15 protein-coding genes are annotated in these 15,438 nt (G+C 49.2%); 9 read left to right on the plus strand and 6 right to left on the minus strand.

The features are described from left to right. Nucleotides 1-36 precede the first annotated feature (36 nt). Nucleotides 37-1,800, plus strand: coding sequence for a chloride channel protein (locus EP073_RS00065; protein WP_128465140.1), 1,764 nt, complete (start codon nucleotides 37-39; stop codon nucleotides 1,798-1,800). A 3-nt stretch (nucleotides 1,801-1,803) separates the two neighbouring features. On the opposite strand, the gene EP073_RS00070 is transcribed toward EP073_RS00065, so the two are convergent. The 4 genes from EP073_RS00070 to rsgA form a co-directional block, all read right to left on the minus strand. After that, a complete protein-coding gene (locus EP073_RS00070) occupies nucleotides 1,804-2,844 on the minus strand; it encodes an ankyrin repeat domain-containing protein (protein WP_164885224.1) in 1,041 nt (346 codons plus the stop codon). Nucleotides 2,845-2,909: 65 nt separating this feature from the next. Continuing rightward, entirely contained in the window at nucleotides 2,910-4,040 is a 1,131-nt protein-coding gene (locus tag EP073_RS00075) for an ankyrin repeat domain-containing protein (protein WP_241654087.1), read from the minus strand. 5 nt (nucleotides 4,041-4,045) lie between these two features. Then, nucleotides 4,046-4,453, minus strand: a complete 408-nt coding sequence (locus EP073_RS00080; protein WP_128465143.1) for a hypothetical protein — start codon at nucleotides 4,451-4,453, stop codon at nucleotides 4,046-4,048. Between the two features lie 315 nt (nucleotides 4,454-4,768). Further along, nucleotides 4,769-5,845, minus strand: a complete 1,077-nt coding sequence (gene rsgA, locus EP073_RS00085; protein WP_128465144.1) for a ribosome small subunit-dependent GTPase A — start codon at nucleotides 5,843-5,845, stop codon at nucleotides 4,769-4,771. Between the two features lie 263 nt (nucleotides 5,846-6,108). Here rsgA and EP073_RS00090 point away from each other — a divergent pair, with 263 nt between their 5' ends. The 8 genes from EP073_RS00090 to EP073_RS00125 all read left to right on the plus strand — a co-directional run bounded on the left by EP073_RS00090 (nucleotide 6,109) and on the right by EP073_RS00125 (nucleotide 14,253). After that, entirely contained in the window at nucleotides 6,109-8,253 is a 2,145-nt protein-coding gene (locus tag EP073_RS00090; protein WP_128465145.1) for an ATP-dependent helicase, read from the plus strand. Nucleotides 8,254-8,405: 152 nt separating this feature from the next. Continuing rightward, complete coding sequence (gene gatC / locus EP073_RS00095; protein ID WP_128465146.1) at nucleotides 8,406-8,693, plus strand: Asp-tRNA(Asn)/Glu-tRNA(Gln) amidotransferase subunit GatC; 288 nt, start codon at nucleotides 8,406-8,408, stop codon at nucleotides 8,691-8,693. 121 nt (nucleotides 8,694-8,814) lie between these two features. Continuing rightward, the gene (gatA, locus tag EP073_RS00100; RefSeq protein WP_128465147.1) at nucleotides 8,815-10,278 is read left to right on the plus strand and encodes an Asp-tRNA(Asn)/Glu-tRNA(Gln) amidotransferase subunit GatA; all 1,464 of its coding nucleotides are present in this window, start codon (nucleotides 8,815-8,817) and stop codon (nucleotides 10,276-10,278) included. 3 nt (nucleotides 10,279-10,281) lie between these two features. Further along, the gene (gatB, locus tag EP073_RS00105) at nucleotides 10,282-11,721 is read left to right on the plus strand and encodes an Asp-tRNA(Asn)/Glu-tRNA(Gln) amidotransferase subunit GatB (protein WP_128465148.1); all 1,440 of its coding nucleotides are present in this window, start codon (nucleotides 10,282-10,284) and stop codon (nucleotides 11,719-11,721) included. Between the two features lie 196 nt (nucleotides 11,722-11,917). After that, nucleotides 11,918-12,322, plus strand: coding sequence for a methylmalonyl-CoA epimerase (gene mce / locus EP073_RS00110; protein WP_128465149.1), 405 nt, complete (start codon nucleotides 11,918-11,920; stop codon nucleotides 12,320-12,322). Between the two features lie 3 nt (nucleotides 12,323-12,325). After that, a complete protein-coding gene (locus tag EP073_RS00115) occupies nucleotides 12,326-12,598 on the plus strand; it encodes a LysO family transporter (RefSeq protein WP_128465150.1) in 273 nt (90 codons plus the stop codon). After that, nucleotides 12,592-13,185 carry a LysO family transporter gene (locus EP073_RS00120; RefSeq protein WP_128465151.1) on the plus strand — a complete coding sequence of 198 codons (594 nt, stop codon included), beginning with the start codon at nucleotides 12,592-12,594 and terminating at the stop codon, nucleotides 13,183-13,185. The genes EP073_RS00115 and EP073_RS00120 overlap by 7 nt, the downstream gene beginning before the upstream one ends. A gap of 90 nt (nucleotides 13,186-13,275) precedes the next feature. Next, the gene (locus EP073_RS00125) at nucleotides 13,276-14,253 is read left to right on the plus strand and encodes a hypothetical protein (RefSeq protein ID WP_128465152.1); all 978 of its coding nucleotides are present in this window, start codon (nucleotides 13,276-13,278) and stop codon (nucleotides 14,251-14,253) included. A 41-nt stretch (nucleotides 14,254-14,294) separates the two neighbouring features. Here the strand turns inward: EP073_RS00125 and EP073_RS00130 are convergent, their stop codons facing one another. Further along, nucleotides 14,295-14,975 (minus strand): collagen-like protein, encoded by a 681-nt coding sequence (locus EP073_RS00130; protein WP_241654090.1) that lies wholly within the window; start codon nucleotides 14,973-14,975, stop codon nucleotides 14,295-14,297. Nucleotides 14,976-15,203: 228 nt separating this feature from the next. Beyond that, on the minus strand, nucleotides 15,204-15,431 hold the full coding sequence (gene rpsU, locus EP073_RS00135; RefSeq protein ID WP_241654013.1) for a 30S ribosomal protein S21: 228 nt from the start codon (nucleotides 15,429-15,431) through the stop codon (nucleotides 15,204-15,206). Between the last annotated feature and the right edge of the window lie 7 nt (nucleotides 15,432-15,438).

The following is a 15,438-nucleotide window of genomic DNA, read 5'->3' on the forward strand; positions in this document are numbered from 1 at the left end:
AATGATCTAAAACGTCAACCTTCATAGACAGGGAAGATGGATACTGTAAAACTGAAAGCAAGCCTTTCAAAATTCAGCCTGAGAAAGTACCTAGACGGACACGAAGATCTCTACATGCTTCTGACCGCCGTGGTTATAGGTCTACTCGCCGGCGGCGGCAATATCATATTCCGTCATATGATCAGCTTCTTTCAGGGGATTTTCTACGGTGACGCATCCGAATTCGCCCTTGAAACTTTCAGAAACACTCCCGTATGGAAAATAATCCTCATACCCGCAGTCGGCGGTCTGATGGTGGGGATTATCTCAATATCATTCAAATTCGCAAAAGGGCACGGTGTGCCGGACGTTATGCGTGCCATGGCACTGAACCGAAACATATCGCCCTTGGTTGCTCTCATAAAATCGGTTTCCTCCGCTATAACTCTCGGTTCCGGCGGCTCGGCGGGACGTGAGGGACCGATAGTTCAGATAGGCGCCGCCATAGGCTCCGGCGTGGGCAAGCTCTTCCGTTTTTCATCCAACAGAATGCGCACAGTGGCGGCGTGCGGAGCGGCGGGCGGTCTGGCTGCGACCTTCAACGCTCCCATCGGCGGAGCTATGTTCGCGGCTGAGGTTCTTCTCGGCGAGTTCGGACTCAAGACATTCAGCCCGATAATAATCTCATCAGTTATAGCGACAGCCATATCAAGGGCGTATCTGGGTCACGAAGTAACCTTTGATGCGCCTATATACGAGCTGGTCAGCATATTCGAGCTGCCGCTCTACGGAATTCTAGGTCTCGTCTGCGCCGTGGTTGGCGTTGTTTTCATACGCACCTTCTACTTTATCGAAGGAAAATTTGAGGGGCTGAGCATTCCCTCATGGATAAAACCGGCAATAGGCGGGCTCATGATGGGCTGCATCGCCCTCGCCTCTCCGGAGGTTATGGGAGTGGGGTACGACACAATAGTGAATGTCCTCCACGGCAACCAGCTTGGTGCGTTTCTCATTGTCATAGTAGCGCTTAAAATAATAGCCACTTCATTCACACTAGGCTCGGGCGGAAGCGGCGGACTTTTTGTTCCCTCCCTGTTCATTGGCGCTGTTACGGGCGGCTTCTTCGGCTGGGCGGCTCACATGGTTTTCCCCGCAAGCACCGCAGGCAGCGGCGCATACGCCCTTGTGGCAATGAGCGCCATGCTCTCCGCCACTCTGCGCGCGCCCATGACGGCGATACTTATCATCTTTGAAATTACTCAGTCATACACGGTAATACTGCCGCTGATGATGACCGCTATTATAGCCAATCTCGCCGCTGAGAAGCTTGAGAAGGAATCGATCTTTACATGGGTGCTCACAAAACAGGGCGTGCGCATAAAGAAAGGAGTGGAAGAAAAGATTCTGGAATCTATTCGCGTGAAGGATGTTCTCTTCACGGGAGTCACGTCATTCAGGGAGAACACCCCTTTCAGGGATATACTCAGCGGAATACAGTCCGCCCCGCATATGCACTTTCCCGTTCTTGATGATAAAAACTGCCTTATCGGAATGATCTCCCTTGTGGATATTAAGGAAGTTCTTTTTGAGCAGGGACTTGAGGATTTAGTCGTGGCGGGGGACATCTGCACGAGGAAGAACATAATCTACCTTGAGCCGGAAAACACACTGACAGAAGCCATGGAAAAGCTCGGCAAAAAGGACTTGGAAGCGCTCCCCGTTGTGCAGGATACGCCGGACGGACTGAGATTTACGGGACTTCTCCGCAGGGGTGATCTTATAATAGCCTACAACAAGCGGGTTGCCGGAATTACGGATTGACCCTTATTTTCGGTACGCATTCATAAGTTTTTTCAGCCTTTCAGTCTTGTCGGCGTTGCCTGACATATAATCAAAGGCGGTTTCCCCTTCAGCATCCTTAAGCATCGGATCGGCGCCCTTTGCCAGAAGAGCCTCTGCGAGATCCTCCCGCCCGTTTTTCACGGCAGCCATAAGCGGCGTCTCCCTTGTGCCAGCCGTGCGCCCGTTGACATTACCGCCCATAGATATAATCTTTTCAATGTCCGCCGCTCTTATACCTCTGTTCCCCGCCGCAGCATTGAGCACAGGCAGGTCAGCCTTGGCTGTGATCTTCACTCCGTTTTCAAGAAAATGCCTTATGACATCCTTATCCGCACCCGCTTTAAGCGCTTCTGAGAAAAGCGGATTGCCCGTGTGCGCTACGGCATTGAGGTTTGTTGTTTTAAGAATTTCTTTGGGATAACGCCAGCTCTGCAATGAATCAAGCAGGTACTCTTCGCCGTTTTCAAAACTGAACCCCTGTTCCAGCAAATATTCGGCAGGATCATTTCCTATAAAAGACATAAACTTTACCAAAGAATTGTCAGGATTTCTCAGTGCCAGATTAAGCAGGTCAACTGTCCGTCCGTCCTCAAGGGCAAATTTTCTGTGTACATCCGCCCCGCTCTCTTCAAGGATTTTAAGAATTTCAGAATCATTATAGAGAGCCGCATAAGCTGCTGGGGTGAACCCTCTGCTGTCCGCGGCGTCAATATCCGGATAAGCCGCATTCAGGTAAGCTCTTATATTTTTCGCCTGCCCTGTTCTTATCAGCATATGCAGAGTATTTCCATCCAAAGCCCTGTCAATATCCGCCACTGCGTCCGCTCCGAGATCATGGAGAAACATCTCCCATTTGACTTTATCCAGCCCTGCGGGCTCCACCCCCATTTCAGCCAGAACGGATGCGGTAGAGGGGGGAATCTCACAGATTACCCCGTTCTCGGTAAACGCAACAGGTTCGGTGAATAAGGGAACAGGCTGCACAGCCTGAAGAGAGGACTGCGGAGAGGATTTCGCTGACAACCAATAACCGGTCACGAAACAAAAAATGAACACCGCTGCGGAAGCAATAATATTCTTCTTCATATTCATTTTCTGTTCCTGTATTTGTCCAGAAGGGTGCGCATCCGCTCCCTGTCATCCGGCGGATAATGGTACATGCCCTTATCAACAAGATATTCATAAACATCCTGATTACGGTTATCCAGCACATCAAGCCCTGCGCCTTTCCGGAGCAGCAGCTCAGCCATATCAAAACGTCTGCCCTTGACCGCGTACATAAGCGGTGTCTGCCCTGTCGAAAGCATTTTACCGTTCACATCAGCTCCAAGCTCAATCATTCTTTCAACCTGATTCATTGTTACAGCAGAATTTGACATAGCCGCCTGAAGGGGAAGAAACATATGATTCCGAATATCCAGATCTATTCCCTTCTCAAGACAATAGTTTACTGCATCGCCTGTTGTGTCATCCCTCAGGATAGCATTAATTACGGGGAAAGAACCTGACGGATCAGCGGGCACGAACGGATCGGTGTTTTTCAGAATCTCAGTAAGATATTTTGCCTGCTTTTCTCTGTCGGAAAGTACGCCGAGAATATATTTATTGCTGTCAGCAAAGGAGCACCCCTTTTCGAGGAGCAAATCAGTAATTTCATGACTTTGCTCTTCCTCCGAAAGAAGCGCAAACCACAGGACATCACCATTCAGAAAGCTGTTCTCTCTTTTAATATCCGCACCCATGTCATAGAGAAGCTTCACCGCCTCAAGCTCACCGTTCATAACAGCATAGTGCAGCGGAGAGTTCCCCCAGCGATCCACGGAATTCACTTCTGCGGGGTATCTTTCAAGATATTCGGCGGCGTCCTGAAGTCTGCCTGTGGCGGCAAGCAGATGCAGATATGTTATCCCAAGCTCTTTTTCCAGTTCGTTCACGTGCTTTTTTCTGACCGCATAGGCAAATTCCTGCCAGTTTGAGCCCGAGAGGTTCTCAAAACCGAATTTCTTAGCGCTCTTTTCCATGAAAGACGGCAGACAGACAGCCCTTTCCAGCGGTTTTTCAGCCGCAGGAGCCGGAAGAACCTGCTTCTCTTCAACGACAGCGGTCAGGATTGTCTGCGGAGGTTCTTCATGCCGCATCAGCTTAGCCGTATAATTACCGGAGGCAAAACCGAGGGCTCCGCAGACAATAACAAGTATACTGATTATTTTCATATCCATCTTTATCAAAGAAACCTCAGAAGGAAAGCTGACAAGCCCGCCGTTTCAATAACAAGCAGAATGCCTATGTAGTAGATAAACCCTATTAAAAAGACACACAGAAAAAAGACAATTTTATTGGACTCAAGATAATACTCATAAAAAGCCTTATCGATTTTCCCAAAAGGAGTATCTGACAATCGGAGCAATCCCCAGTCTTTATCTTTAATTTCCCCTCCCTTTGGCGGAGCAGGATGTTTTTTTGATTTTTTTAAAGCGATAAATGTATAAAAAAACATGACAGTAACAAACGCCAGCAAATAATACAGCCGCTGAAAACTGTCGCCAAATAATAACACGCCAATATGCAAAGCGATTGTTGAGTAAACAATCAGTTTTAATATTTTAAAGATCAGATAGTCTGCCTTATTCATTTTCTAACCCCCAGTTTTAAGGCAATTTAACAAAAGTGAAATTGAAGAATATCTTATAATGTTCCGCCTGCTTATACATACAGAATATTCTCTCAGTTCAGAAACTCCGTCTCGTCTCATTAAAAGCAATTGAAAACTATCAATCGGACAGAATCGTACTGACAGGAAGCAGGACTTGAGCTTTTTAATATTACCATAGACTAACAAATATGCACAATTCTAACTCTCTTAAGCGGGACTGTCAACACAAGCTGAATATATAATTGCACTAAAATAAAAAGGGGTGCGCCCTTCTGAGACGCACCCTGCTGAAGTCTATTTTCTCTTGTTTTTCACATACTTTTTGAGCTGTTTCATCTCACCCTTGCTGCCGAACATCCGCTTTATCTTCTCCTGCTCTGCCTGACGGGAGTTCAGCCCGTCGTAAGTCATTTCCCTGCGGAGTTTGAAATATCCGGCGAGGCGGTCTTCGGACAGTTCGCCTTTTTCAGCAGCAGTCCTGACCGCGCACCCGGGTTCTTTTGTATGGGTGCAGTCACGGAATCGGCAGTTTGCGGCAAGCTGCTCAATATCCTCAAAAGTTTTTCCCAGATCTGCGGCGTAAAGGTGCAGTTCTCTCATTCCCGGGGTATCTATCACCGTCCCGCCGTCCGGCAGAAGAATCATCTGGCGGCTGGTTGTGGTATGCCTGCCCTTATCGTCTCCGGCACGGGTTTCGTTCACCGCAAGAACATCACGACCGGCAAGCCTGTTGATCAGTGTGGACTTCCCCACACCGGAGGAACCGATGAAGGCTACTGTCTCCCCTTCCGCTATGTACTTCCTCACTGTCTGCCAGCCGTTTTCCTCCACGGATGAGCAGATGACAATCTCCGCTCCGCCGCTGACGGATTCTGTTTCCTCCAGTTTTTCAACCAGATCCGCGCACAGATCCGCCTTGGTGAGAACAACAACGGGCTTTGCCCTGCTCTCCCATGCGGCAGCCAGATACCGCTCAAGCCTCCGCAGATTGAAATCCGCATTCAGCGCCATGCAGATGAAGACAGTGTCAACATTAGCGGCGATTACCTGCACGCCTCCGGCAGTTCCGGCAGCCTGCCTGACGAAAAGGCTTCTTCGGGGCAGAATGCCGTGTATTACAGCATCCCCCTTGCCGCCCTCCGTCCTGTCAGTCATGACCCAGTCGCCCACAGCGGGAAAATCTGCTCCGTCTTCCGCCTCATGGCGGAATCTGCCTGTCACGACCGCCTGAATCTCGCCTTTTTCGGTGATAACCTTATATAAATTATGATGCTGACCGGAAACTCTGGCTATGAACATTCCTTCATATTCAGCCGCTTCTTCGGTCAGTCTTTCATTGAGTCCGTATTTTTTTAAGCCGATGCCGCTCATTTTATCCTCCGAAATATTTAATCTGTCATCCGGAGGGTACGAGGAGATGTTTATTCTCTGCGCCCTCCTCAGGCCGACGCAATCTCTGTGTGTTCTCTGAGCATCATAAAATGCCTCCTTTAGCTGTATTCATACCTGTTTATAGCACATTCGCAAAAAAAGAGTTCTTTTAATTGTCCGTTTTCCCTATAATTGACTGGCTGATTATCGGACAGTTTCACGCAAGGCAACTTTTATCCTAAAACCGAAGGTGTATAATCAATATGATCGACTATAAAAACGAACTAAACAAAGGTCAGTACGAAGCTGTGGTGCGCACGGATACCCCGCTTCTTGTTCTCGCCGGTGCGGGCACGGGAAAGACAAGGGTTATCACCTACCGCATAGCCTATCTCATAAACGAAATAGGCATTGATCCCGAACGCATCCTCGCAGTCACCTTCACCAATAAGGCAGCCGAAGAGATGAAACACCGCCTCAGAAGCCTTGTGGGCACTGCCGCCGGCTCCGTCTGGATGGGTACGTTCCACAGCATATCGCTGCGCATCCTCCGCAGAGACGGGCAGACAGTGGGTCTGAAACCCGGCTTCGGCGTGATAGATCAGGACGACCGCATGTCTCTCTTCCGTGAGGTGATCAAGACCCTGCGGATAGACCACAAGAAGTACCCTCCCAAGCAGTACATGAACAAAATAAGCTGGTTTAAGAACACTCCGCAGTATGTGGAGGGTCAAATCCCCGACGCAGGGGCGTTCCACAGAGTGGATGAAGTTTTCAGGGAATATCAGAAACGTCTTGATGAGCAGTTTCTCATAGACTTTGACGATATGCTCAGCCTCACGATCCGCATGTTTGAGGCATCCGAAGAGGTGAGGCAGTATTACTCCGCCATGTTTGAGCACATCCTCGTGGACGAGTATCAGGATACAAACGCCATTCAATTCATGTTCCTTCGCCTTCTGGCGGGGAGAAGCGGCAGGATATGCGTTGTCGGGGACGACGATCAGTCTATCTACGGCTGGCGCGGAGCGGATATACGCAATATTCTCGAATTTGACAAGCATTTCTCGGATGTGGAAGTGGTGAAGCTCACAGAAAACTACCGCAGCACGGCGGATATTATCGCCAGAGCGAATACGCTGATAAAAAACAATGCCATGCGAAGAGGCAAGGAGCTCACAGCACACCTTGAAACAGAAGGCGCTCTTGAGCACTTATCGCTCCTTAACGAAACCTCGGAAGCGGACTTCGTGACGAAGACAATCGCCCGATACGCCGAAGAAGGCATAAGCTACGGAGATATGGCAGTCCTCTACCGCACCAACGCCCAGTCACGTAACTTTGAAGTAAATCTCAACAAAACGGGGATCCCCTACAAGGTTGTCGGAGGCACGGCATTCTACCAGAGGCGGGAGATCAAAGACCTGCTGAGCTATCTGCGCTTTTTTGACAACAGCTTCGACAGCGTGTCCTTCTCAAGAAGCCTCACAACCCCCTCAAGGGGCATAGGCACAACCACCATAGACAAAATACGTGAGTTTGCCTCCAAAAACGCCGTCAGTCTCACCGAAGCGGTTAAGCAGATGTTCTCAGCATTCGGCAGAGGACAGCAGGAAGCATTCAGACAATATATAACCACCCTTGACCACCTCGCCTCCTTTACAAAGGTCAGCGACATGGTGAACGCCGTAATAGAACGTACAGGCTACAAGGAATATGTTCTCGCAAACGAAAGCGAAGAGGAAGCAAAGAAAAGGATAGAAAACATCTTCGAGCTGTACAACGCCGCCGTTGCGTTTGAGGAAACCTCTCCCGAAGGCACGCTCACAGACTTCCTCGCCAGTACATCCCTAAGCTCCTCCACGGACGAGACAGCGGGCGACAGAGTAAGCCTTATGACAATCCACTCCGCCAAAGGACTTGAGTTTGACACTGTGTTCCTCACAGGGCTTGAAAACGGCTTATTCCCCCTCTACGGCAGCATAGACGAGCCGGAGCTCATGGAAGAAGAGCGGAGACTCTGCTACGTTGGCATAACAAGGGCAAAACGCAACCTGTACGTCACCTGCGCCGAATCACGCATAATATACGGAAACAGAACCGTGAGCGCCCGATCATACTTCCTTGAGGAGATGGGCTTTGAAAAAGCGAAAGCGGTATTGGCACCCTCAAGCCGCCAGTTTTCCGACCGTTTCCAGAATTACTCAAGGAGACCGTCCCGCACTCAGAACAAAGAGCCCTTGGCTCCGTCCAAGGCAGGCAGAAAAGTGCGCCATGAGAAATTCGGCGAAGGGGTGGTGATAAACACCACCGGAGAAGGAGCAGCGGAAAAAGCAGAGGTCTTCTTCAAAAACGCAGGCGGGCTGAAAAAAATTGTCACAGCCTTCCTCACCTTCGTTGATGAATGAAAAACTTGAAAATACTGTGCATGTAAGGATATAATGTTATTTTTGCCCCTCACAAAACTTCGGTTTTGAGGGGATTCGGGAGGACTTTTCACGTAAAAAGTTCCCACAAAAGCGAACGGAAACAAAAAACAAATATTACAAAGGTGTTATCTATGTCCATAACCGATAAAGACGTAAGGCACATAGCCAAGCTTGCCCGTCTGAAAGTTGATGATGCGGAAGTTGAGAGGCTCGCCCTTGAACTGAGCTCCATTCTCGGCTACATACAGAAGCTTGAGGAGCTTGACGTGACTGGTGTTGAGCCCACATCCCACGTGCTTGACCTCTACAGCGTAACAAGAGAGGACGAAGCCAAGCCGTCCCTCGGCACAGAGAGAGCCCTCGCCAACGCTCCCGAAGCCGAACACGGTCACTTTAAAGTCCCAAGGGTGATAGAATGATCAGGGCTGCTGAAGCAGGTAAAAAATCCGGTTTCTTTGGAAAGAGTCTGAGAAAACCTTTCTTTTTCGTTAAAGAAAGGTTTTCTCAGAAGCAAAACCTAACTTTTACTACGGTGACAAAATGAGTATTTTAAACATGACTCTCAAAGAAATGAGCGCGGCTCTCAGGGATAAAAAACTTTCCTCAAAGGAGCTGGTTTCATTTTACTTAAACAGGATACAGAAGTATGACGGCAATCTTCAGGCGTTTCTTCACGTTAACGAAAACGCCCTGAAACAAGCGGAAGAGGCTGACGCCAGAAGAGCCAAGGGTGAGGTTCTTCCTTCTCTGGCGGGTATTCCCGTCGCCCTTAAAGATCTCATAGTAACGGACGACATGCCCACCACATGCTCATCCCGCATTCTGAAAGGTTTCCGTGCGCCCTACAACGCAACAGTGACAGAACTGCTCAAAAAAGAGGGAATGGTGATCCTCGGCAAGCTCAGCATGGACGAGTTCGCCATGGGTTCCTCCAACGAAACCTCATACTATAAACAAACCCGCAACCCTTGGGACCTCTCCCGTGTTCCCGGCGGTTCAAGCGGCGGCTCCGCTGCCTCTGTTGCGGCGGGGTTTACCCCTGTTGCCCTCGGCAGCGATACGGGCGGCTCCATACGCCAGCCCGCCTCACTCTGCGGCGTAGTGGGGCTTAAACCCACATACGGCACAGTTTCCCGCTTCGGTCTTATCGCTTTCGCATCCAGCCTCGACCAGATAGGCACATTCTCCCGCAATGCGGAAGACGGCGCTATGGTGCTCTCCGCAATAGCAGGGCATGACCCGAAGGACTCCACATCCGCACCTGTTGCGAAGAAAGACTACACCGCCGAACTCACAGGCGATATAAAAGGGCTTAAAATCGGCATCCCCACAGAGTTCTTCGCCGAAGGACTCGATCCGGTTGTTAAAGCAAAAGTGGAAGCAGGGATCGCGAAGCTTAAGGAACTGGGCTGTGAACCCGTTGAAATCAGCATGCCCCACACGGATTACGCCGTTTCGGTTTATTACATAATCGCCACAGCGGAGGCATCAAGCAACCTTGCCCGCTTTGACGGCGTAAAATACGGCTACAGAGCCGAAAGCGAAAACCTGTATGACATGTACACAGCAACCCGCTCCGAAGGCTTCGGCGCTGAGGTTAAACGCAGAATAATGCTCGGAACATACGTGCTCAGCGCGGGCTATTACGACGCATACTACATAAAAGCGCAGAAGGTGCGCACGCTGATCAAGCAGGATTTTGAAAAGGCATTCGGGAAAGTGGACGCTGTCATCTGCCCCACCTCTCCATCGACTGCGTTTAAGTTCGGCGAGAAGTCATCCAACCCACTTGAAATGTATCTCAGCGACATATACACCATCTCCCTGAACCTGTACGGCGGTTGCGGACTCTCCGTTCCCTGCGGATTTGACGACAAAGGGCTCCCTGTGGGAATGCAGATCCTCGGCAGATATTTTGAGGAAGGGAAGATAATGAACATTGCCCATGCCTATCAGCAGGCTTCCGGCGTATCAACCGACATACCTGAAGGATTTAAGGAATAGATCATGAAATACGAAGCTGTCATAGGGCTTGAGGTACACGCTCAGCTCTCAACAAAATCAAAAATATTCTGCTCCTGCTCCACTGCCTTCGGAGCGGAAGCAAATTCGCAGGTATGCCCCATATGCCTCGGCATGCCCGGCACACTGCCTGTTTTGAACAAAAAAGTAGTGGAATACACCGTGAAGACGGGGCTCTCAGTCGGCTGCCGCATTGCGGAGAAAAGCATTTTCGCCCGCAAAAACTACTTTTACCCCGACCTGCCGAAAAACTACCAGATCTCACAGTACGAGCTGCCCACCTGCATAGGCGGTGAGATACACATAGAACTTGAGGACGGAAGCAAAAAAGTAATCGGTCTCACCCGAATCCACATCGAAGAGGATGCGGGAAAATCTATCCACGGCGAGAACCTCGGTTCCGCCGGAAACAGCTTCATCGACCTTAACCGCACGGGAACTCCCCTTATGGAGATAGTTTCCGAGCCGGACATGAGAACCGGAGAAGAAGCCAGAGCATACCTCACCAAGCTGAAATCCATACTGAAATATCTGGATATAGCAGACTGCAATATGGAAGAAGGATCACTCCGCTGCGACGCAAACGTCTCCATACGCCCCATAGGTCAGGAAAAGCTGGGCACAAAGGCTGAGATAAAAAACATGAACTCCTTCCGCAATGTGCAGAAGGCGATAGAATATGAAATACGCCGTCAGGAAAAAGTGCTGAACGAAGGCGGGCGGATAGTTCAGGAAACAAGGCTCTGGGATGCCGCCAAAGGAATAACCGTATCCATGCGCAGCAAGGAAGAGGCAAACGACTACCGCTACTTCCCCGACCCTGACCTTGTGCCGATAATCCTCAGCGATGAGTATGTCGAAGCCGTGCGCGCCACGCTCCCTGAACTGCCCGATGCCAAGATGGCACGCTTTATGAGCGAATACGCCCTGCCGGAGCATGACGCAATAGCCCTCACCGCTGAAAAAGCATATGCGGACTACTTTGAGGAAGCTCTCAAAGGCTTCAATAACCCGAAAATGATCGCAAACTGGATCCTCTCAGAGGTGCTCAGCACACTGAATGAGAAGCAGTGCGGCATATCAGATGCGGGCATATCCCCATCCCAGCTTGCGGAACTGGTAAGCCTGATAGACAGCGGCAAAATCAGCGGAAAAATAGCCAAAGACGTTTACAAAGCAGTGATCGACACCGGCAAAAACCCCGCCAATATAGTCGAGAGACAGGGACTGGTGCAGAACTCCGATTCAGGCGAGCTTGAGGCGATCGTGAAACAGGTCATAGACTCAAGCCCCGCAGAAGCCGAAAGATATAAAAACGGCGAAAAACGCCTACAGGGGTTCTTCGTCGGACAGGTTATGAAACTCTCAAAAGGGAAAGCAAACCCGCAGATGGTAAACGATATTATCGCTAAACTTCTGGGCTAGGGTTAACCTGCGAAGCAAATAAAAAATTTTGAAGGGGTTTGGGGGAAAGCTTTTTTAAAAGTTTCCCCATGAAAACAACTTTTTTTAATCTTGAGGACACCTTTCTTTTATGGCAAAGAAAGGTATCCTCAAACTCCTTCCAAAGAAACCAAAACTTTAAACTGCTTCTGAAAAATATACTCACACAGGTGATTTTATGCTGGAAAAGATTGATCACATCGGAATAGCGGTCAGGAATCTGGACGAGGCGCTGAAATTTTACGGCGTTATGGGTGCTGGTGCTGATCATTTTGAGGAAGTTCCCGCGCAGAAGGTGCGTGTGGCGTTCATCAATGTCGGCGGCGTGAATATCGAGCTTCTGGAGCCCACGAGCGAGGAGAGCCCCATCGCCAAGTATCTTGAAAAGAAGGGTGAGGGCATTCACCACATAGCTTACAGGGTGCCCTGTATAAGAACGGCGCTGGACAAACTCAGGGCAGAGGGGATAAAGCTCATTGACGAAGAGCCCAAGCCCGGGGCTCACGGCATGCAGATAGCCTTTGTTCATCCGAAAAGCGTAAACGGCGTGCTCACGGAGCTTTCACAAGCGGGTGATCATTAATCTATGCTGTACTACATTCTGGCGGTTATCGCAGGGCTGATTCCGTCTCTTTTCCTGCCTGAAGGGTATCTGGGGCATGTACGGAGGCATCTTTTTACATTCAGCCTTGTGGGATTATTGTTTTTCATGGGCGTAAATCTCGGCAAGGACCCGCATATACTTGAAAAACTGGCGGACTACGGACTTACGTCTTTTATTATATCTGTATTTGTCATTGTTTTCAGCGTGGCGTTCGTCCTGCTGTTTGTTCGTTTATTCGGTAAAAAAGAATGCTGATTATACTTATTGTCTCTGTTGTTACAGGAGCTTTCCTTTCGTTCAACGGTCTGCTTCCGGAAGTTCTCGTAAATAATAACGGCTTGCTGGTTGAGGCTATGCTTTATCTTATGCTTTTCCTCATCGGCTTTGATCTGGGCACATCCAGAGCGGGGCTGAAGGCTACACTCAAGCCGGACAGATACCTGATCATAGTGCCTGCGGGGACAATTGCCGGCACCATTTTCGGCGGCTTTCTCTGCTCATTTGTCATAGATCTTTCCGCCATGGATTCCATGGCAGTTGCCTCAGGCTTCGGCTGGTATTCGTTTTCGGCAGTCATCCTCGCTAAGGTAAAAAGCGCGGAGCTCGGGGCAATCGCATTCCTCTCAAACGTTATCCGTGAGAGCCTCACCCTTGTCAGCGTGCCGTTCATCGCCAAATATTTCGGTCAATACGCTGCTATCGCCCCGGGCGGAGCAACCACAATGGATGTTACCCTGCCTGTGATAGAGAAATTCGCAGGAAGACGCGCGGCGCTCATCGGCTTTGTTCAGGGGGTTCTGCTCACCGGACTGACTCCGTTCATTATCCAGCTTTTTATTTAAAGGCTAACTTTTCTGCCCATATGTAATTATTCACATACGTTCTATCTACATCTCTGCTAGAATTATTTATATATCTAATAGAGGTGTGTGATGCGGTATTTCAGGATTTTATTAATAGTATTCTCAGTATCAGTGCTTTTTGCATGCAACAGTGGAAGCGGCAGTTCATCGGATGAAAATGACGATATTGGCTACACTGCGGCGGATATGGACGGAGTCTGGAATGTGAGCGGCTTCGGAAGCGACCCGGACTACTTCATCGACAGAGGTGAGGTTACCTACAGCTTAAACGGAAATGTCAGCAGCACACTCAGCAGCAGGCTGGCGGGAACCGGCTACACCGCAGAGGTTATTAATGATGGTTCCAGAGTTGATATGATCATCTCACCTGAAATGACAATTCCGGGAACCGGCGGCGCATCAGACGAGAACCAGTATTTCGGTTTCCTAGACTACGGCAAAACAATCATTCCTTACTTCAATGAATACGAATACAGAAAATATTTTCTGGGACTTGAACTTAAAAGAGGCTCAAGCTATGCCCTGAGTGACTTGCAGGGAGAGTGGGAGTTTGTCTCCGTCTCATATTCCGGTATTCAATGGTTCGCTAAGGGAGCTGTTACAGCCGCTGCGAACGGAGAATTCACCGGTTCGCTGACAAACAACTCCGAAATTACATCGCCTTTCAGCGGCACATTCGGCATTGACAGCACAGGTCTTGTCACAGTGGAGGAGAGTTTCGGTCTGATAGGCTGGATGGATGCGGGAAAAACAGTGTTCACTCTCAGTTATTACGATGAAGATTCCCCGCAGCTTCAGCGATACTATGTGTTCGCTAAAAAGCCGGCGTCTGTTTCTCCCGCGGATTTCCAGACTACATGGTCATCTCTGTCGATGAACTTCATTACCATGTACAGAGGCTGGTCATCGGTTTCCTACGGTATAGAACCGGACGAAAACTGCATAGTTGATTCCGACAAAACATTTCAGGCGTGTGTGAGGAATGACGGCGGGCAGATTCTTGAACTGCGCATCCGCAATGTGAAAAACCGTAATATGTTTCAATAGGTAAAAAGGCTGATGCGGTCGAAACTGCATCAGCCGTCTGTTCAGTTTCTCGAAATCTGAAGCGCTACTCCGCCGTCAGAACGGTTTATCATGAGATTAGCCTTGGGCATAACATCGGCAAGCTGAACATCATTGCTTGAATCATTTATAAGAGACATAGTGACCGGAGCGGCTGCTATATCTATAATGCCGAATCCGCTTATCTGCCCTGTGCTCAGAAGGCTGCTTGATGCGATAAAATCTCCCTGTGAGGAGCTGAGCGCAAAGCTTAAATCAGCCGTTGCGGTATTGACAGCTCCGATGAGTCCGTCAGTGGAAACATTCCAGTTAACAATGTATCTTCCCATCTCATTAAAAGTTACAATGCCCGTTACACTGTTATAGCTTATATTTCCGCTTGCATAGGTCACACTGTTAAACACCATGTTTGCGCTGACAGCCACACTGACATCCGCTGAATACGCAGGAGATGTAAGAACATATGTCGCTCCGTCTGAGCCGGCTGGTCCGACCGCTCCCGCAGCTCCTGCGGGACCCGGTTCTCCCTGCGGACCTGCGGGTCCCTGCTCACCCTGAGGACCGACCGGACCAGCCGGACCTTGTTCGCCCTGAGTGCCGGTTAAACCGTCTGCACCATCCGCACCGTCGCTGCCGTCATCAGCACCGCAACCGTATAAAAAAAATGCAAATATAACGAAGATAATCAATATCGTCTTTTTCATAAAACACCTCATACGTTATTTCAGAGACCTGACTATAAAATTATACACCAAAAGCCTGAGCATATTGTATGAACGTTCATAAATAGGAGGAGAGATTCTCTACTCTTGCAGCGTCCGCAAGGACACAAAAGCTTCCACATATAAGTGAATTTGACATTATAAAATAAGAAAGGCGGCACATATCATATGTGCCGCCTTAGGTATAAAGACCGTTCTACAACGGAAACTTTAATAGTACTTATACTTTTCTTGAAGCTTTCTCTGAAGCTTCTGCTGCTTCCTTCTGGCTTTGAGAAGTTTCTTCCTGCGGACTTCCGTAGGTTTCTCATAGTAGGTGTGTCTTTTGATCTCTCTTATAAGACCTTCACGCTCTACTTTCTTCTTCAGAAGTTTGAGTGCGTAATCAACGTTATCGCCCTCAACCCTAACTGCTGCGTTAGTAGCCAAAGTAATCACATCCTTT

Source organism: Geovibrio thiophilus, assembly GCF_004087915.1.
Lineage (GTDB): Bacteria > Chrysiogenota > Deferribacteres > Deferribacterales > Geovibrionaceae > Geovibrio > Geovibrio thiophilus.